Raw genomic sequence first — 17,069 nt, forward strand, 5'->3', positions numbered from 1 at the left:
ACGCCGGGCAATGACGGCCCGGCGCGCCTCTGACCAGGTGTTCTGACCAGGTGTTAAGTCAGCCCGAGCCCGGCGGTCCCGCGGGTCATGAACGAGCAGTCGGTGTAGCGGTACGAGGTGCTGAGCCTGGCGCCCGCCGCGCGGTCGCGGACGGTGGCCCGTTTGTAGAGGAAGTGGTACTCGCCCGGGGGCAGCCGCAGGGTCGTCCTCGGGTACTTCGATACGCCCGCCCGGCATGCCTTGTCGCCGCTCGGCTTGTCGGCGAAGATCCGGCACGACGTGCAGTCCTTCAGCTTGACGCGGCCGGTGGCGGGTCCTGTGTAGAGCAGTTCGAACTCGCCGGGGCCGAGGTTGGCGACGACGAGGTCGACGGCGCCGCCGCCGGTGGTGTGGCGGGCCGGGGGCAGGCGGCGGCCCGCGCTCGGCCGGGCCTCGGCGATCTCGGCGGCGACGGCGATGTCCTCGGCGCGCCGGCGCTTCTTGTCGCCGGGGTACTTCGTGGCGAAGTCCTTCATCGTGCGGGCGGCGTCGGCGAACCGGTCGTCCCGGAACTCGTCGAGGCCACAGGCGTAGACGCCCCGCTCCACGGCACGGTCGACCCCGGCGCCGACCCCGGTGTCGCGCTCCGCCCCGGGCAGGCCGCTCGCGGTGGCGCCGATGGCCCGGAGCTCGTCCACGGCGGGGCAGGGCTCGGAGCCCTTCAGGTCGGCCTCGCGCTCGGCGATCGCGGCACGCAGCGCGGGTGCGACCCGCGCGGCCTGGTCCGACTCGGGGAAGGTGCGCAGCAGTTCGCCGAGCGGCCCGTCGGCGGCCGGCCGTCCGATCGAGGCCGCGCCGCACTCGTAGAGGGAGGTGGCCAGGCGCTCGTCGGGCCAGTCGGCGAGCGCGCCGAGCCGGTCCTTGCCGAGGGTGGTGGGGACGGTCCGCAGGTGCTTGAGGGGGCTGATGGCGGCGCAGTACTTCTTCGCGGCGTACGGCGCGGCGACGGACTTGTAGTACGCGTCGAGGCTGCCGGGCAGCCGGTCGGCGGCCCTGGAGTCCGGGTGGTCGTCGGCGAGGCCGCGGTAGACGTCCATGGCCTTCGCGTACCGCTGCTCCGCCACGCCGTCGAAGGGCTCACCTGCCAGGCCCGCGACGATGCGGTCCGTCCGGTCGAGGCGGTCGAGGAGCTGTTGCTCCACGGCCTCGTCGCGCGCGCCCTCGTACGCGAAGGCGGCGCCCGCGGGCACGGCGAGCAGGACGACGCCGAGACCGAGGGCGAGCGGGCCGCGCAGTAGTGGGGTGCCGGGCGCTCGGGTCGCTTGGCGCACGCCCGCGGCGGCGGCGATGGCCAAGAAGGCGACGTAGGCGATGAGTGCGCCGCGGGGGACGCCGTCGACGTCGGCGGGCAGCGCGATGAAGAGGAGGGCGGCGGTCGCGGCGCAGCAGAGGATGGCCGGATACCGGCGTCGGATCAGGACGAAGCCGAGGCCGAGCCCGGTGAGGTTGAGGAGGGCTACGGCCAGGGGGGTGAGGGGGTGGCCGGTTTTGGGTGGATGTGGTGGATGTGGTGGGAACGGCGGGATCGGGGGTGTCGGCATGGGGGTGGTGGCATTGGGGGTGGTGGGCCGAACCGGTCCGCGGTGGGGTCGTCGCCCGGTCCGGTGGCATGCCGGTCACTGGGTTCCATCGTCGGCTCCCCCCAGCCGTGGGACCGCGCGACTGCGCACGACAGTCGCAGGGCAGTCGCAGGGCAGTCGCATAACGCCCAATTCCCCTACCTTCGGGGAAGGCTGAGGAGGCGTCAATCTGCTGCGGGGGAGCGGCTTGGACCCTTGCGACCGGGGCGTTCTACCAGGTCGCAAAGGTCACAAGGGCCACAAGGTCTTACTCGGGTGGGTCAGCCAGCCGGGGAGTCGCTGACCTTGCCGACCGGGCTGAGCATGATCGGTCCGGTGAGGGCCTGGGAGTCCGGGTTCTCGGCCGGGAGGGAGCCCGCGGGCCAGGCGACGGTGACCGTCTTGGTCTCGTTCGGCGGGGTCACCAGGATCTGGGAGACGCGTACGCCGGAGCCGCCGGAGTCGTTGACCGGGAAGTCGATGTTGAAGGCGGCGGTCTCGCCGTCCTTGAGGACGTCGGCCCGCGGCTTGTCGTCGTTGCGCTCCCCGGCGATGGTGTCGCCCGCCGCCGTCTTCAGGTCGACGCCCGCGAAGCCGTTGATGGCGCAGTCGCGTCCGCCGCCGTTCTTGAAGGCGACGGTGACGGTGCCTTCCTTGCCGATCGTGTTGTCGACGGCGGAGACCTCGAGCTCGTCGCTGCGGCAGATGTCGACCTTGCCGTTCTCGTTGGAGCCGGTACCGGCGACGGTGCCCTTGTCGCTGCCGCTCCCGCTCCCGCTGCCACTGTCGCTGCCGCCCGTGCCCTTGCCCGTGGAGCCGCCGGAGCCACCCGTCTCACTGCCGCCGTTGCCGGTGCCCTTGTCGCTGCCGTTTCCGGCGTCCTGGCCCGCCGATGCGCTGGGCACCGAGTCGCCCGAACCTGCCGCGTCGGTGCCGTCGTCGCCGTTGCACGCGGTGAGCGAGAGCGAGCTGAGCAGCGCGAGGCCGGCGAGCAGGGTCTTGGAGGCGTGCGTGATCTTCATGGTGTCCCCGTCAGGTTGGTGGTGCCGAGCGGCGCCCGTTGGTGATCCGAGCGGCCGGGCGTTCCGGGGCCGTGCTTTCCGGCCCGGCAACAGCGAAGCGGTCGGCGGGGGACGGGGGCAAGGAAAGCTGGGAGACGGGGGACGCTGGAATGACGAAAGTGCCTCTGACCTGCGAGAACGATCCTCGCCTGGGATGTCCTCCTGGGACACTGGAGCGGCTGCCTCCGGTGATGCGCGTCAGCCCTTCGGCTCTCCGTACCAGCGCCACTTGGTGAGCCGGGCCCGCCCCGGGAGCTCGCCGCGTCCCGTCGCCCAGAGGAGCGTCGGCCAGGGGGCCGTGTCGGTGGGCGCGTCCGGGAAGAGGCGGTGCAGGACGCGTGCGCAGAGGTCGGCGGGCGGGTCCCAGGCGTCGCCGATGCCGAGGCCGCCCGCGATGTCGTACGTATGGACGAGGGTCTCCACGATCCCCATCGCGGCGAAGCCCTCCGGGTCGGCGGCGCCCCACACGTGGTGGGCCCGGACCGTGGGCGCCGTGATGGTGACCATGCCGGTCAGGAGCGCCCCGCAGGACTCCAGGACCTGAAGCAGCCCGGGGATGCCGGAGTCGCGGTCCGCGAAGGTGACGTTGGAGGGACCGCCGTCCCTGCGCCGGTACCAGAGGAACGGCACCTCGGTGTCCTGGGGCGGATTCGCCGGACCCAGTTGGGCGGCGTAGGCGAAGAGGTCGTCGGCGAGGTGCTCGACGGTCTCCCAGCAGTCCCAGTCGATGCCGCCTGCTTTGACGCTCCAGTCGGCGCCGGGCGGGGCCTGGCGGAGGGCGGCTACGGCGAGCCCGACGGCGTGGGTGACGTCTTGGGGGGTGACGGGTTCGGGGGTGACGGGTTCTCTTGGTCCAGACATGGCGGGACGGTAGCAGGGGGTGTGCGGGGGCCCGGTACTGGTTTTCCGAGCAGGTCCGTAGAGGTCCGTCGGGGTCCGTCGGGGTCCGTCGGGGTCAGGGGCCCTCCACACCCTCCACGAAGTGGTCGAACTCGCCTGCCTGTACGCCGAGTACGAAGGCGTCCCATTTCTTACGGGTGGTCGTGACGATGTTGTCCGGGTCGCTGGTCTCGCGGAGGTAGACGGCGTCGTCGTCCTTGCCGAAGGCGATCTCGATCCAGGGTCCTGGGCCTTGTTCGTCCTCGGGGGCGGCGCGGGTCCAGTCGAGGTCGGCGGGGATGCGGGGCTTCTCGGTCATGGGGCGTGCGCCCTTTCTCTCTCAGTCCGTGGGGCGGGGCCGCTTCGCGGTGCGGAGCAGGGCGGCGAAGGCGGTGGGGGTGGTGCGGAGTATCGCGGCGGTGGGGTCGCTGCTTTCGGTGAGTTGGACCGTGCCGGTCGCTGTCGCTGCGACATGTACGCACGAGTCCCCCTCGCCGCAGTAGGAGGACTTCTGCCACGTGAGCATGGTCATTTCGGGTCCCTTCACAAGTTCTGGGCGATGCCGCGGATGAGGTCTTGCGACTTTTCGGGTGGGAGCGCTTTGGCGTCCATGCGTTCAAGGAGTACGCGGTACTTGCAGAGCTGAGCCGCGGCGTCGATGAACACGGGGCCGTGCGATTGGTCGAGGTGGACGGTGTCGAGTTGAGGGACGGATCCACCGGAGTAGAAGAGCGACTGCCCCGATCCCGGGAAGGAACCGGCGGCGAACGGGAGCACCTGGATCGTGACGTGCTTCCGTTCGCTCATCTCCAGCAGATGCTGCAACTGTCCCTTGGTTACGACGGGTCCGCCGAACTGCATCCGCAGGGCGGCCTCGTGGATGATCGCCCGGTACGGGGTCGGAGGGTCTCGGAAGAGGACCGCTTGCCGTTTGATGCGGAACGACACTCGGTGTTCCACCTCTGGGGGTGGGAGCTCGGGGACGACCTGGAGGAACAGCTCGCGGGCGTGGTCGGTGGTCTGGAGCAGGCCAGGGATGTGCACGGTGATGGCGGTGCTCAGGCGCGTGGCGTGGTGCTCGACCTCGGCCAGGTCCAACAGCCCGGCGGGCAGGATCTCGCGGTACTCCTCCCACCAGCCGCGTGTGCGGTCCTCGGCCATGTTGACGAGGGCATCGATGAAGGCCTGGTCCGAGCAGTCGTAGCTGCGTGCCATCGCGCGGATGCGGGATGCGCTCACCCCGAAGCGTGCGGTCTCGACGTTGCTGAGCTGCCCCTGGCTGGTCCCGAGGACGCGCGCGGCCTCGGTCGCGGTCAGGCCCGCATGCTCGCGAAGCCGCCGAAGTTCGGTGGCGACCCGGATGCGGCGGACCGTGGGTGCTGACCTCCCGGCCATGCAACTCCTCCTAGGGGCAGTTCGGTTCGTCACTCACACGAGGGATTGTGCACTGCATTCCATGGAATGGGTGCAAATTTTATTTGCGCGAACCTAGCCTGTGTCTCAGGCCACTCGCCCGGAAGTACCCCGCTCGACGGAGCGGCACCGTCACTGGGCATCACGTGCAACTCCCCGACATGAAAGGCGATTCCATGACAACCGTATCCCCGCCCTGGACCTACACCCTCCAACTCCCCCACGATCCCCGAGCCCCAGGAATCGCCCGAGCCACCCTCCGCGCGGTCCTCGAAACGTACGGACTCGGCGAACTCACCCCCACCGCCGAACTGCTGGCAGGCGAACTGCTCAACAACGCGCACTGCCACACCGACGGCCCCTACGCCCTCCGCCTCCGCTCCTCCTCCCCGGAGGGGATCCGCGTGGCGGTGTGGGACTCCAATCCGCGGATCCCACCTGGGTTCGGGGAGGACGGGCGCGCCTTCGACCGGCAGCCGCCGGGGATGGAGGAGGGCGGACGGGGACTTCACATCGTGCGGGCGTGTGCGGACAGTTGGGGGTCCTACCCGATGGGGACGGGGCACACGGGGAAGCTGTTGTGGGCTGAGGTCACGCCGAGTTCCCCGTGGCGGAGGGCCGGGGGTTCCGGGGGCTGATGGCGTGAGGGGAGGGACGCTGTGCGCCCGCGTAGCCGCTGCTGCCCGCTCAGAGATCCCCCTGCCTGATCGCGCCGCGTCGACCCCGCTTGCTCATGTGCAAGTGGCTCTTCTCGATCCCGTACTTGGCCTTGACGGGAGCGGTCTTACTCACTTCGATCAGGAACCGGCCGCTCGGTCGACGGGTGACCACGGGGGCCACCGCTGGGTCCCTGTCGGTGACCGACGCGGCGTACCGCTCGACGTACCTGCGTTGGCGTGGCGTCATCTCGGCGAGCGGCATCAGCTCGGTGGGATGGGCGAGATGACGCAGCACCGTCCAGCCGTACCGCTCGGAGGGCGGCGCGAGTCGGCACCACGAACCGTCGGTGAAGCGGATCTTTGCTTCGCCCCAGACCTCGCTGTATGTCATGCGTTCCACCCGCGCGATGTGCTGCCGGTCGATCTCCCAGAGGGCTTCGTCCTTGCCCGGGTTGTCGTCGGGGAAGCCGACGACGACAACCCGGCGGTCGGTGACGACGCAGTGTGTCCGGTAGTCGGCCGGGCGTCGGGCTGGGTCGAGCTGCCAAGGCAGGGTGCGGGCGAGGGAGCCGGGGGCGCCCCACATGACGGGGAAGTCGTCGACCTCGTTCTCGGGGTCGCGTGGGCGGCCCGGGTCTTTGCTGCTGCCTGACCCGGCGCCTCCCAGGCCATCCAGGAGCACCGCGAGGGCGATCATGACGACGGCGACCAGGGCGCCGAGCCCGAAGCGTCCGGCTCTGCGGGCGGCGCTCCGGCGTGGTGGTGGAGCGGGAGTGTAGATGGGGCCTTCGGGCCAACCGGCCTGTACGGTCAGCTCGTTCTGTATGTCCTTGCGCTCGGTGTCGCGGAACCAGCGCATGCCGGTGACGGCGGGAGCCGTGCCGCTCGCGAACTCGACCGCGTCGCGGGCGAGCAGGGTCTCGCCGAAGGTTGGCTGCCATGGCGCCATGCGGGGCCGGCTCCTTTTCGGTTCGGAAACAACGTAAGTGGCGACTCTCCGGGGAACTCCTGCCTCACAGATCGCCGGGGGCCGGTTCTGCGGGTTGTCCCGAGTCGTCCATCAGGATCGAGTGGGTCTCGAAGAGTCCCGACCCGGCTTTCACCGGGATACGCGATTCGACCAGCGTGACGCCACTGCGTAGACGGCTGTACGTCGGCGGGTGAGCCGTCTTCGGGAGGTCGGCCCTGAACCGTGCCACTCGGTCGAACTGTCCCTCGGACAACTCGCTCTCCGCGAGCATGCGGACGGCGCCGCCGAGTACCTGACCGAGCCTCTCGGCGTTGTCCGGATTGCCGACGGACAGTCGGACCCAGGAACCGTCGGTGAACGTGACGCGCACGTCCGCGTTGACCTCGCTGAACTTCATGCGGCGGACCTCGGCGACGGCATCGCGAGCGAACTCACCGAGGATGTCGGCCTTCGCCAGACTGCCCTTCCGGGTCGCGAGGAAGAGCAGACGGCGGTCCGTCAGGACCAGATCGGTCACACAGTCCTCGGGGCGTCGCCCGGGATCGAGCTGCCACGGGACGGTCCTGGCGAGGCTGCCGGGTGCGGCCCACATGACGGGAAAGTCGTGCACCTCGTTCTCGGGTTCGTCCGGCTTGCCCCGGCCCGGAACATCTCCCAGAGGAGTGCCCGAGGCTCCCCCGAGGTTCGCGATGAGGTTCGCGACCAGCGGGATGCCCACGAGCAGAGCGCGACCGGTACGACGGGCCGCTTTGTCCCCTGCGGAACGCAGCTGGTACGTGGGCCCTGGTGGCCATCCGGTCAACTCTCCCTGCACGTCTCCGCGTTCGAGGTCGCGGAACCAGCGTGCGCCTGAGACGGCAGGCGCCATGCCGGTGGCGAACCTGGCCGACGTGCGCAGGAGCAGCTGCTCATCGGAGTTCGGGTACCAGTCCATCAGCGCGTCGCCTCCCTCTGTGGGCCTCCGACACCGTGTCGTCCTTCATCCGAGTCAGCGGGAAATTTCTTCGTCTTCGTCTTCGTCTTCGCCTTCGCCTTCGTCCGTGGCCGGTTCGGTGAAGGAGACCGTCTGGAGGATCGCCGACATGATGTTGCAGAACTCGGTCCAGTAGTCCGTGGACGCGGTGTGGAGCGTGAAGATCGCGGTGAACGGGCCGGTGGGGAAGGGGACGTGGACCTGGATCTGGCCGGTGAGGAGCTCGGTCGCCTCGCCGGTCGCCGTGATCTCCGGGTTCAGCTTGTACTCGGTCAGGGTGACGCAGGAGACCGAGGGGCCGCACGGGAGGTCGAGCCAGCGGGCGTCGTTGTGCGGGGTGGTGGAGAGGACGGCGAGGATTCCCTGGGCGACGGTTTCGGTGTCGCCTGATGCCTGGTCGGTCGGGATGGCCGCGACGGTGAACGCGCACTGGGCTACGCCGTCGGAAGCTTCGTATGCGGCTTGGGGCTCGGCGTCACTCTCCTCCGCCGATTCCTCCGCCGTCGCGAAGAGCCCCATCGCCGAGTAGGAGACTCCGGTGTCCGCCATCAGTTCGGCCAGTCCCGCGTAGTACGGAGCGGCGGGCTCCCAGATGTTTTCGTCCCCACGTGAGTAGAGGCCGCGGACGAATGCCTGGGAGCGTTCGGCACGCTCCTCGGGAGTTGCTGCGAGAGGCAAAGCGAAGAATCCGTCAGGAACGTTGAACCAGATAGGCGGGGGCTCAAGGGCTTCAGCGGGAATGGGCGGAAGCTCGTGTGTGGTGTCGAGCGATCCTGTCATGAGGGTGTGGCCGTCCTGGTCGCGAGGCGGTGCTGGTTCTGGAAGAGTCAACGGCGGATCTAGAAGTCGTCGGGGTGGTAGTCCTTGAGCTCCACCTCATTGCCGTCGGCGTCCATGAGGAGGTCGTTCTCGGAGAGCCCGAAGAACGAATCAACTTGGCTGGGCTCCAAGAGCTCGACGCGGTAGTGACCGCAAGGGCGGCGACTGACGAAGGGTGTCCCGGCATGTGGCCCGCCAGACGTCGCGACGAACTGCTCGACGGTGATCTGCTGCGCCGGGGCGAGATCCGACCATGGGATCAGCTCTAGAGGATGAAGCAGGTACCGGGTGAATTTCTCGCATGTGATGGCACGCAGCCTGCACCATGAATCGTCGCTGAAGAGGATTTTGACGTCGTTGCCGTCCTTGAAGCGTTTTAGCTCGACCCGGCTGATCTGAGAGCGGGGGATCTCCCAGAGGACCTCGTCCTCGATGAGTGCGTCGTTCCGCTTGGAGTACGGAAATCCCACGATGACCAGTCGACGGTCAGTGACGATCGCATGGGTCCGGTAGTGCTTTTCGGAGGAGCGCGAGGGGTCCAACTGCCACGGCAGGGTGCGGGCGATGGTGCCGGGTGCTGCCCATACGACGGGGAAGTCCTTGACCTCGTCGTCGGGGTTGTCCGGTGTGTCAGAGCCGGAGCGAGGGCCTGAACTTCCGCTGATATTGCCTCCGGCGGAGCTGAGGGCGGCCATGAAGATGCCTCCCAGGGCGATCGCGCCTCCCTTGCCAATGTTCCGTGCCAGAGACCCACCAGTGGAACGGGGCGTGAACACAGGCCCTTCAGGCCAACCGGACAGTTCGTTCTGGATGTCATTGCGCTCGGTGTCGCGGAACCAGCGCATGCCCCGAACGGGTGTGGCCGCGCCGGTGGCGAAGGTGACCAGCGTGCGACTGAGGAGGGTCTCGCCCATCTCGGGCTGCCAGATGTCCATATCCGAGTGCATCTTCCTGAGTGGCGGCTCTGCGATTGTTGCCGGTGCCGTGCGCTCGCTCTGCCCTGAGCGGAACGCTCAGGCGCCCGAGGCGGACTTCTCGAACTGGTCACCGGGGAAGAGCGCATCTCCTACATGCTGATGAATGCTTGTGATCTTGGGGAAGATCTTCAGCCCGGCATCCATGGCGATGCCAGCTCCCAAGGGGTTGATATTCACACCTGGAATGAGGTTGGCCCCCTTGGAGCCGAGCCACTGGCCCGCGTGGTAACCCTGGTTGGCGATGCCGCCCATGCGCGACGCAAGGCCACTGGTGGCGTGGGACACCTCGTACACATAGTCAGCCTTACCGCCGAGAACCACCTTGCCGGGCAGCAGCTTGACCCCGCCCTTGACGAGACCGGCCGTCTCTCCGGTGGCCAGCAGCAAACGCGAGTTCCCGATGCTGGTTGCCTGGAACCCCTTGCCGAGCTCGGCGGCCTTGCTGAGGCCTGCCGCCTTCGCCAGCTTCGTGGTCTTGCCGGCCACCTTGATCCCCTTGCTGAAGGCTCCGACTCCTGGGATGAGTCCCATCGCGTCCAGCCCCATTTGCACCCAACTCACATCCGCCCCACCCAACTTGGCGAGGCCATGCGCCCCCAGCGCGAGCCCGCTCGTGATGAGCGCGGCTGTGCCGAAGATCGCGGCCAGCGGAGGGAAAGGGAGCGTGACGATGGCCAGGAGGCCCAGGACCGCCGTCAGGTCGCTCAGTAGGTCGCCGATGAGTTTGATCAGGTCGGCGTGGTCCTTGAGCCACTTGCCCGTGGCGTCCCACGCGTCCTTGACGCCCTTGGTGAGCTTGTCCCAGAAGCCCGGCTCGTCCGGGGCGATGTCGCCCGCCTTGTCGAGCTCCTTGCTGATGGCGCCCGCCGCCTTGGCGTAGCGGTCCTCCAGGTCGTGTACCTGGCCGATGACCTCGTCGACGTCCCCCGACGCCTTCCCGCTCTCCTTGGTGTTGGGCTTCGCCTCGGAGCGGGCGTCCAGTTTTTCCCCGGCCTTCTTCTCCAAGCGGTCGGTCTCGTCCTGGAAGTCCTTGAGTTCCCTGGCCCAGCGGTGCAGCGCGCGCGACGCCTTGTCGAAGGATTCGTGGCTCTTGCGGATGAGCGGGGTGACGTCCTCGCCGATGTACTCGGTGAACGCGAGCGCCGCCTTGCCCTTCCAGGCGCCGCACTCGATCCGTTCCAAGTCCCGTACGGCAGCGCCCAGTTCGCCCGCGAGTCCGCCCAGCTTCTTCGCCAGGTCGCGGGTGTCCTCGACGTTGCCGGGGGTGGGGTCCCAGCCTATGTTCGGGAGCGCGGGACGCTTCGTGTCGCTCACGCTACTTGCTCTTCTTCTTCGCCGACTTGGCCGACTTGAGGGATTCGGCGAGCGCCTGGTCCAGCTTGCTGAACTCCGTGTCGATCTTGTTGATCATCTTGACGGCACCCTGCGTGTGCTTGCCGAGCTGCTTGACGCCGTAGCCCCACTCGTCGGCGAACTCGTGTACGTCCTCGATGAGTTTCTCGGCCCCGACCACCGAGCCGTCGGTGTTCTTGAGTGTTCTGCGCGCGGCGTCCATGCGGTCGCTGACCGAGGAGAAGGTCTTCTTGAGGTCCTCGAAGATCGTCCCGTCGAGGCGGAGGTCGCTCATGTCGGTGTCCCGGATTCCCTGTTGTGGCCGTGGGCGTGGCCGTGGTCAGCGGTTGACGGACTGGATCTCGCGTACGACGACGTCCTGCGTCGCACCGAACTCACCGGGGGGCAGTGTGCCGCCCGGCTCACTGGTGCTTGTCCAGGTGACCCGCCAGGTGATGGTGGCCCCGAGTTCGTACGAGGCGTCGCCGGACGAGCGCAGATAGCGCACGCCGCACGGCGGGTCCGTGTCCGCCGGAGTTCCCTTGGCGCGGGGCATGCCGATCCGGCCGTCGTCCCCGATCGGGCACTCGCCGGAGGCCGGGTACGTCTCGGCGTCCGACGTTCCCGGGTCGAGCTTCAGGGACACGGGCTCGGCGGTAGTCGTCGCGGAGAGGCCCGTTCCCGGCAGGGTCGCGGTGACCGAGATCTTCTTGAACTTGGCCTTGTCCAGCCACACCCAGGTCGGCAGGTTGACCTTCGTCTCGCCCTCGGGGGCCATCGTGATGTCGGTGTCGGGGACCGGGATCTGGCCGTAGGCGTACTCAGCAAGGATGCGAGGGGAGACTGCGAGTGGCTCCTTGGTCGGCGCGCCCTTGGTTACCCAGAACGGCAGCCGGTCGCAGGCCTTGGCCGCGGGCTCGTCCTTGCGCTTCTCGTCGACCGCCGCCGCCCAGAACTGTCCCTCACCCTGCTTGTCGAGGTTGTAGTTCTTGTAGGGGTTGCCGTCCTTGAAGTACATGTCGAAGACTCCGCCCACGAGGTCGCCGATCCCGAGGACCTTGAACGTCCGGATGGCCTTGACCGTGGCCTCGATCTGCTTGGGGGAGTAGGCGGGCTCGTACCAGCAGGCCGGTCGTTCCCAGTTGCTGTTGGCCGGGGTGAGCGTCCCCGTCTTCGTGGACTTCGGGCTGCCTTCGACGGTCGTCTGGATCTTCGTATGTACGCCGAGGTTCTTGTCGTGGCGGGTGGCGTTCGATTGCTGCCCGCCCCCGAAGTTTCCCCCACCTTCGGTGTCGCCGCCTCCGGCATAGGCGGCACCAGGGATCAGAGCCACAGCGATGGCGAGAAAAGGAACGGTCCATCGGGTGGACGACTTCGGCGTCGTTACATGCACTTCTTGGCTCCGGTCGTCGACGTGACGGAATCCGCCTGCCAGACACCCTTGTCGTTCTTCTTCACACGGGTGTTGACGTAGGCGTAGTCACTGGCCGAGCCGGGGATCGACCGGTCGACCTTGCCGGTCTTGAGGTCCTTGGGATACGTCTTGGTGCCGTCTTTGCAGTAGGTCACCGCTGCGACACCTTCCTTGAGGAAGGTGACCTGACGGTCGTAGTACCGAATGGTCCCGATGAAGCTCTTGTTCTTCTCCTTGAACCCCTGGACGTACTCCCCCGCTGACAGCAGAGCCTCGCCCGACCCATAGAACTTCAGCGCCGGATGATCCTTGGCATCGACGGTCACGGCTTCGATCAGCGAGTTGAGCCAGCGCTCGTTGTCCGCCAGCACCGCATCCTTCTTCGCATCCCCGGTCTTGCCCCCCTCGAAGACGTTCTTCACGTCCTTCGGAAGCTTGACCTCCGGGCGGTCGACACCGTCCTCCGACGCCTTCGGGGACGGCGCGTCGCTCTTCTTGTCGCCCTGGCCCGCGCCCGCGATCTTGTCGGTGTCCGTGTCCTTGGAATCCCCGCCACCCCCTCCGCACGCCGAGAGCGAAAGGACCGCGGCAGCAGTCATGGCGGCCGCTGCGAGCAGGGTGGGGCGGCGGTTCACTGTCGGCTCCTGGAGGGGCAGGGTTCTCTGGAGTGAACCAAGCTATCCAGGAGGGGTGGGGGACACCAGCGGCAGGGTCCGTGGGCAATGGCATATATGGGCGCATACCAGCAGAGTTGGAGCTGTCTCTGATCACTCTTGGCTCGTATGCGTCGCGCACCGCCATGAGGCGAGAAGTGCGCGACCGTCCCGGAGAGCAAATCAAGGCATGCCTCGGGCGACCGTGGTGCCCAGTCGGCGCGAGTGCCCAGGCGGGCCGGAGGGCGGCCGGAGGGCAGCCGGGACCGGCCCCTGCCCTCCTACGCAGGTCATTCCGCCGGGAACAAGGCGGCCCGCCGTGCCAGACGCGCCATTTCCGCCGCTCCTGCCCCAAGGAGCCTCACGTCGCGCTGCCCGTCGCCGCCGTCCGGGACTTCTTCTCGTCGACGATCCTGCGGTCCAGGATCGCCGTGCGTTCCACCACCGTGCCCGGCTCGACGCCGTCCACCCGCTTCGCCTGTACGCCCCGGCTGCCCAGGTACGCGTACGTCTTCTTGTCGAAGATCCACTCCGTGCGTTCGCCGGTCTGTTCGTCCGTGCGGGCCAGGGCGATTCCCTCGCGGCCCGCCGCGTCCTTGGCGTGGTCGACGACGACCACGCCGGGGATCCTCGCGCCCGCCCGGTAGAGCGCCGCGCTGATCTTCGGCGGGGCCAGCTGTTCGGAGATCATGTCGCTGATCGTGTCGAAGGCCTGCTGGTCGCGGGAGGACTGGTTGTTCGTGTCGGCGTAGATGCGGTCGAGGAGGGCCTTGGTGGCCGTGGGGAGCTTGCTGACCTTGTTGTACGACCAGCCCTCGACGTCGCCGTCGAGGGTGATGCCCTCCTCCGGCTGCTCGCCGGGCTCGAAGAGCCAGCCCCTGAGGCCGTTGGGGGAGAGCCAGGCCTCGCGCGGGTGCAGCTTCTGGACGTAGGTCTTGGATTCGTCCGTGTCCGCGTTCTCCTCGGTCACGACGTACGAGACCTCGCTCTTCACGTAGACGTACTGATCCTGGCGGGGGGCCGTGAACTTCTCCGTCTCCGCGGCCCGCGACGCCTTCGCCGCGATGGTGGAGACCGTCTTCGTGGTGCCCGGCTCCAACTGGACGACGGGGGCGATCTCGCGCGGGACGCCCTCGGGGGCGCCGCCCGTGCCACCGGTCAGGTTCACCGCGATCACGGCCGCGAGGGCCGCCGCGGTGACCGGGACGCCGATGAAGAGCGCGCGGCGTACGGGGCGGCGGGGCGGGCCCGCGGGCGGGGCGGGGAAGCCGGGGGACGTGGGGCCCGTCTGCTGCTGGATCCGGGTCATCAGGTGCCTCTCGAGCAGGAGTTGGCGGTCGCTGGAGAGGGCCGGGTCGCCGGGCGCCGGAAGGAGCCGGGCCAACTCCGTGTGGTCCAGCGGTTCGTGCCGTGCCGAACGGCTTCGGCTCCTCGGAGTGCGCTTCATTCGTTTCCCTCCCTCTCCGACCTGACCGCGTGGGTGCGGTCAACCTGTACTTGTCCGCCCATGTGGGGTGGTTCCGTGATTTCTCCGGCCGGGCGGCCGGACTTTCTTGAGGCGCTTGAGGCCGCCGCCAGCTCCTCCTGCGCCAGCTTCCGCAGCCGCGTCCGCGCGCGGGACAGGCGCGAGCGCACCGTGCCGACCGGTACGCCCAGCGCCTCGGCCGTCTCCGCGTAGCCGAGGCCCGACCAGACGCAGAGGGTGAAGACCTCGCGCTCGCCGCGCCGGAGGCGCTTCAGGGCCGCCTGCGCCGCGGCCAGTTGCTCGGCGTCCGCCAGTCGGCCGACCAGCTCGTCGGCGAAGTCGGGGACGGCGCTCGCCGCGGGGACGCGGTCCACCGCGGAGCGGTAGCGGCGGGCGGCGCGGGAGGTGTTGCGGAGCACGTTCACGGCGATGCCCATCAGCCAGGGGCGTGGGCTCTCGCCCTCGTCGCGCAGTTTTCCGCGCAGCCGCCACGCCTCCAGGAAGGTCAGGGAGACCACGTCCTCGGCGGTGGGCCAGTCGCCGCTCACGCGCAGCGCGTGCCGGTAGACCAGCTGGGAGTGGTCGCGGAACAGCTCGCGGAACGCTTCCGGGTCCCCGTCCCTGATCCGGGCGTGCAGGGAGAATGAGTACGTCGTCACGTGAGGTGTTGTCCGCGGGCGGCCAGGGGTTCCATCGTGGCCAAGGGGTCCCTCGCAGTCAGGCGTCCGTCGCGGGCGAGAACTCCGTCGTGGCGAAGGTTCCAGGAATGATCCCCGCCACTTTCGCACGGGGCCTCTACACTGAGCGGCGGCGGTCTCCCGGTGGGTGAGGGGTGGTTGACGGTGCGTAAGGCGTGGCTGGTCGCGTCCGTCGGGATCGGCGGTGCCCTCAGTTTCATCGCGCTGCTCGTCGTCGGGACCTACATGGCCGCGGGAAGCCTCGCCAACGGCGTGGGCGGCGGGTCCGTGGGGCTCGCCAAGGGTGCCGTGCCCGCCACCTATCAGCCCCTCGTGCAGAAGTGGGGCAATCTCTGCAAGGCCATCAACCCCGCGCTGCTCGCCGCGCAGCTGTATCAGGAGAGCGGGTTCAACCCGCGCGCCAAGAGCCCGGCGCAGGCGCTGGGGATAGCGCAGTTCATCCCGGGGACCTGGGCCGCGCACGGCGTCGACGGCGACGGTGACGGCGACCGGGACGTCTGGGACCCCAAGGACGCCATTCCGTCCGCCGCGTCGTACGACTGCAAGCTCGCCGGATACGTGAAGGACGCCCCGGGCGACCCGACCAAGAACATGCTCGCCGCGTACAACGCGGGGGCGTACGCCGTCATCAAGTACGGCGGCGTACCGCCGTACCGCGAGACGCAGAACTACGTGAAGACCATCACGACCCTGTCGGAGAGCTTCGCCCGTCCCGTCGGACGCGTGCAGCCCTCGCAGCAGGCGGCCAGCGCCATCTACTACGCGCAGAAGAAGCTCGGTACCCCGTACCTGTGGGGCGGCAACGGCACGGCCGACCAAGGCGGCCGCTTCGACTGTTCGGGGCTCACCCTCGCCGCCTACCGGTCCGTCGGGATCACGCTGCCGCGCGTCGCCAACGACCAGTACAACGCGGGCCCGCACCCCAAGCGGGACGAACTCCTCCCCGGCGACCTGGTCTTCTTCTCCGACGACCTCACCAATTCACGGACCATCAGGCACGTCGGCATCTACGTCGGCGGCGGCTACATGATCGACGCTCCGCGCACCGGTGCCGTGATCCGTTTCGACCCGATCGACACACCCGATTATTTTGGCGCGACTCGTGTCACGAAGGACGGGGCGAAGGCCCTGCCGACCAAGCCCTCAGAGGTCTGAGGGGGGCCTCGGAAGGGGCGTGCGGAGGCGTACGCGGGGGGTGATGTGGCTTGAACTCTCCGTTAAATCACTCCCCCTGAGCTGCGGCGATGTATCTCTCTTCGGTAACGTCTGAGTGATCTTTCGGTGGAGAGTGGAACGTAGGGGAGGGGACTGCGCGTTCCCTTGACTGGACCGAACCACGGGGGTTGAGGAAAGGGCGCACAGAAAGGTGCGCCCACGGGCTAGGAGACAAGGGGCCGCAGCGCCATGGCTGGACTCGATGAATCCGGGTCGAACCCCGACGTCAGCCTGCTCTACGACATCAACGGACTGGCGAAGGACTCCCCGCACTGGTTCGACCGCGCCGTGGAATTCGTCGGTGAGTACGGTCTTTTGCTCGCCCTCGTGCTCCTCGTCGTGTGGTGCTGGTGGGGACAGCGCAAGCGCGGCACGCTCGACGACGCCGCCTCGTCCGTCGCCGCCGTCGTCTGGGCGCCGCTCGCCGCGGGCATCGCCGTCCTCGTCAACGTACCGATCCGGGGCTTCGTCGAACGGCCTCGGCCGTTCGTCGACCACCGCGGCATCGACGTGCTCGTCGACGGCAAGACCGACTTCTCCTTCGTGAGCGACCACGCGACGCTCGCCATGGCGCTGGGCGCCGGGCTCTTCGTCGCCCACCGCAAGTTCGGGCTCGTCGGCATCGGGCTCGCCGTGCTCGAAGGGTTCTGCCGGGTCTTCATGGGCGTGCACTACCCGACGGACGTCGTCGGCGGCTTCGCGCTCGGCACGGCCGTCGCCCTGCTGCTCTCGCCGCTCGCCATGGCGCTGCTCACGCCGCTCGCCAAGGCGGTCGGGCGCTCCGCGCGCGTCGGCCGCCTCGTCTGGTCCCGGCCCGCCGAGGCGGTCGCCGCGCTGCCGGGGGCGTCCTCCTCGCAGGCGGCCGCCGCGCAGGATCCGGACGAGCGGGATCTGGCGGCGTGAGCGCTCCGCGGTGCAGGGGGTGTCGCCGGCTGCGCCGAGC

At 68.7% G+C, this 17,069-nt stretch carries 19 protein-coding genes; 3 read left to right on the plus strand and 16 right to left on the minus strand.

The window, feature by feature from the left end:
* Positions 1 to 53: 53 nt before the first annotated feature.
* From CP970_RS22950 to CP970_RS22975, 6 genes are all read right to left on the minus strand, one after another.
* Entirely contained in the window at positions 54 to 1,580 is a 1,527-nt protein-coding gene (locus CP970_RS22950; RefSeq protein ID WP_224058626.1) for a hypothetical protein, read from the minus strand.
* Positions 1,581 to 1,879: 299 nt separating this feature from the next.
* Positions 1,880 to 2,620 carry a DUF4232 domain-containing protein gene (locus CP970_RS22955; RefSeq protein WP_150493813.1) on the minus strand — a complete coding sequence of 247 codons (741 nt, stop codon included), beginning with the start codon at positions 2,618 to 2,620 and terminating at the stop codon, positions 1,880 to 1,882.
* Positions 2,621 to 2,857: 237 nt separating this feature from the next.
* Positions 2,858 to 3,520, minus strand: a complete 663-nt coding sequence (locus CP970_RS22960; RefSeq protein ID WP_055557214.1) for a hypothetical protein — start codon at positions 3,518 to 3,520, stop codon at positions 2,858 to 2,860.
* 94 nt (positions 3,521 to 3,614) lie between these two features.
* A complete protein-coding gene (locus CP970_RS22965; protein WP_150493815.1) occupies positions 3,615 to 3,857 on the minus strand; it encodes a DUF397 domain-containing protein in 243 nt (80 codons plus the stop codon).
* Between the two features lie 21 nt (positions 3,858 to 3,878).
* Complete coding sequence (locus CP970_RS22970; RefSeq protein WP_150493817.1) at positions 3,879 to 4,070, minus strand: DUF397 domain-containing protein; 192 nt, start codon at positions 4,068 to 4,070, stop codon at positions 3,879 to 3,881.
* 11 nt (positions 4,071 to 4,081) lie between these two features.
* A complete protein-coding gene (locus CP970_RS22975; RefSeq protein ID WP_150493819.1) occupies positions 4,082 to 4,933 on the minus strand; it encodes a helix-turn-helix domain-containing protein in 852 nt (283 codons plus the stop codon).
* Positions 4,934 to 5,127: 194 nt separating this feature from the next.
* Here CP970_RS22975 and CP970_RS22980 point away from each other — a divergent pair, with 194 nt between their 5' ends.
* Complete coding sequence (locus CP970_RS22980; RefSeq protein WP_150493821.1) at positions 5,128 to 5,589, plus strand: ATP-binding protein; 462 nt, start codon at positions 5,128 to 5,130, stop codon at positions 5,587 to 5,589.
* 49 nt (positions 5,590 to 5,638) lie between these two features.
* Here CP970_RS22980 and CP970_RS22985 read toward each other — a convergent pair whose 3' ends face one another.
* The 10 genes from CP970_RS22985 to CP970_RS23030 form a co-directional block, all read right to left on the minus strand.
* Entirely contained in the window at positions 5,639 to 6,559 is a 921-nt protein-coding gene (locus CP970_RS22985; protein WP_150493823.1) for a hypothetical protein, read from the minus strand.
* A 64-nt stretch (positions 6,560 to 6,623) separates the two neighbouring features.
* A complete protein-coding gene (locus CP970_RS22990; protein ID WP_055552707.1) occupies positions 6,624 to 7,514 on the minus strand; it encodes a hypothetical protein in 891 nt (296 codons plus the stop codon).
* A 54-nt stretch (positions 7,515 to 7,568) separates the two neighbouring features.
* On the minus strand, positions 7,569 to 8,231 hold the full coding sequence (locus CP970_RS22995; protein ID WP_107099051.1) for a hypothetical protein: 663 nt from the start codon (positions 8,229 to 8,231) through the stop codon (positions 7,569 to 7,571).
* 161 nt (positions 8,232 to 8,392) lie between these two features.
* On the minus strand, positions 8,393 to 9,307 hold the full coding sequence (locus CP970_RS23000; RefSeq protein WP_055552719.1) for a hypothetical protein: 915 nt from the start codon (positions 9,305 to 9,307) through the stop codon (positions 8,393 to 8,395).
* 78 nt (positions 9,308 to 9,385) lie between these two features.
* The gene (locus tag CP970_RS23005) at positions 9,386 to 10,663 is read right to left on the minus strand and encodes a type 1 glutamine amidotransferase family protein (protein WP_055552713.1); all 1,278 of its coding nucleotides are present in this window, start codon (positions 10,661 to 10,663) and stop codon (positions 9,386 to 9,388) included.
* Between the two features lies 1 nt (position 10,664).
* Entirely contained in the window at positions 10,665 to 10,976 is a 312-nt protein-coding gene (locus CP970_RS23010) for a hypothetical protein (protein WP_055552715.1), read from the minus strand.
* Positions 10,977 to 11,021: 45 nt separating this feature from the next.
* A complete protein-coding gene (locus CP970_RS23015; RefSeq protein ID WP_224058629.1) occupies positions 11,022 to 12,014 on the minus strand; it encodes a hypothetical protein in 993 nt (330 codons plus the stop codon).
* 50 nt (positions 12,015 to 12,064) lie between these two features.
* On the minus strand, positions 12,065 to 12,730 hold the full coding sequence (locus tag CP970_RS23020) for a hypothetical protein (RefSeq protein WP_224058631.1): 666 nt from the start codon (positions 12,728 to 12,730) through the stop codon (positions 12,065 to 12,067).
* A gap of 379 nt (positions 12,731 to 13,109) precedes the next feature.
* Positions 13,110 to 14,195, minus strand: coding sequence for a CU044_5270 family protein (locus tag CP970_RS23025; protein WP_150493825.1), 1,086 nt, complete (start codon positions 14,193 to 14,195; stop codon positions 13,110 to 13,112).
* On the minus strand, positions 14,192 to 14,872 hold the full coding sequence (locus CP970_RS23030; protein ID WP_224058634.1) for an RNA polymerase sigma factor: 681 nt from the start codon (positions 14,870 to 14,872) through the stop codon (positions 14,192 to 14,194). Before CP970_RS23030 ends, CP970_RS23025 begins: the two co-directional genes overlap by 4 nt.
* A 183-nt stretch (positions 14,873 to 15,055) precedes the next feature.
* Between CP970_RS23030 and CP970_RS23035 the strand changes: the two genes are divergently transcribed.
* Both CP970_RS23035 and CP970_RS23040 read left to right on the plus strand, forming a co-directional pair.
* Positions 15,056 to 16,066: a C40 family peptidase gene (locus tag CP970_RS23035; protein WP_055556765.1), complete on the plus strand. Its 1,011-nt coding sequence runs from the start codon at positions 15,056 to 15,058 to the stop codon at positions 16,064 to 16,066.
* 249 nt (positions 16,067 to 16,315) lie between these two features.
* Positions 16,316 to 17,029 carry a phosphatase PAP2 family protein gene (locus CP970_RS23040; protein ID WP_055556763.1) on the plus strand — a complete coding sequence of 238 codons (714 nt, stop codon included), beginning with the start codon at positions 16,316 to 16,318 and terminating at the stop codon, positions 17,027 to 17,029.
* Positions 17,030 to 17,069 lie beyond the last annotated feature (40 nt).

This window comes from Streptomyces kanamyceticus (assembly GCF_008704495.1).
Classification (GTDB): domain Bacteria; phylum Actinomycetota; class Actinomycetes; order Streptomycetales; family Streptomycetaceae; genus Streptomyces; species Streptomyces kanamyceticus.

Bases quoted from the DNA above. Each gene is read 5' to 3' on its own strand.
- CP970_RS22950 (WP_224058626.1), bottom strand. From the start codon at position 1,580: ATGCCGACACCCCCGATCCCGCCGTTCCCACCACATCCACCACATCCA.
- CP970_RS22955 (WP_150493813.1), bottom strand. From the start codon at position 2,620: ATGAAGATCACGCACGCCTCCAAGACCCTGCTCGCCGGCCTCGCGCTG.
- CP970_RS22960 (WP_055557214.1), bottom strand. From the start codon at position 3,520: ATGTCTGGACCAAGAGAACCCGTCACCCCCGAACCCGTCACCCCCCAA.
- CP970_RS22965 (WP_150493815.1), bottom strand. From the start codon at position 3,857: ATGACCGAGAAGCCCCGCATCCCCGCCGACCTCGACTGGACCCGCGCC.
- CP970_RS22970 (WP_150493817.1), bottom strand. From the start codon at position 4,070: ATGACCATGCTCACGTGGCAGAAGTCCTCCTACTGCGGCGAGGGGGAC.
- CP970_RS22975 (WP_150493819.1), bottom strand. From the start codon at position 4,933: ATGGCCGGGAGGTCAGCACCCACGGTCCGCCGCATCCGGGTCGCCACC.
- CP970_RS22980 (WP_150493821.1), top strand. From the start codon at position 5,128: ATGACAACCGTATCCCCGCCCTGGACCTACACCCTCCAACTCCCCCAC.
- CP970_RS22985 (WP_150493823.1), bottom strand. From the start codon at position 6,559: ATGGCGCCATGGCAGCCAACCTTCGGCGAGACCCTGCTCGCCCGCGAC.
- CP970_RS22990 (WP_055552707.1), bottom strand. From the start codon at position 7,514: ATGGACTGGTACCCGAACTCCGATGAGCAGCTGCTCCTGCGCACGTCG.
- CP970_RS23000 (WP_055552719.1), bottom strand. From the start codon at position 9,307: ATGGACATCTGGCAGCCCGAGATGGGCGAGACCCTCCTCAGTCGCACG.
- CP970_RS23010 (WP_055552715.1), bottom strand. From the start codon at position 10,976: ATGAGCGACCTCCGCCTCGACGGGACGATCTTCGAGGACCTCAAGAAG.
- CP970_RS23025 (WP_150493825.1), bottom strand. From the start codon at position 14,195: ATGAAGCGCACTCCGAGGAGCCGAAGCCGTTCGGCACGGCACGAACCG.
- CP970_RS23040 (WP_055556763.1), top strand. From the start codon at position 16,316: ATGGCTGGACTCGATGAATCCGGGTCGAACCCCGACGTCAGCCTGCTC.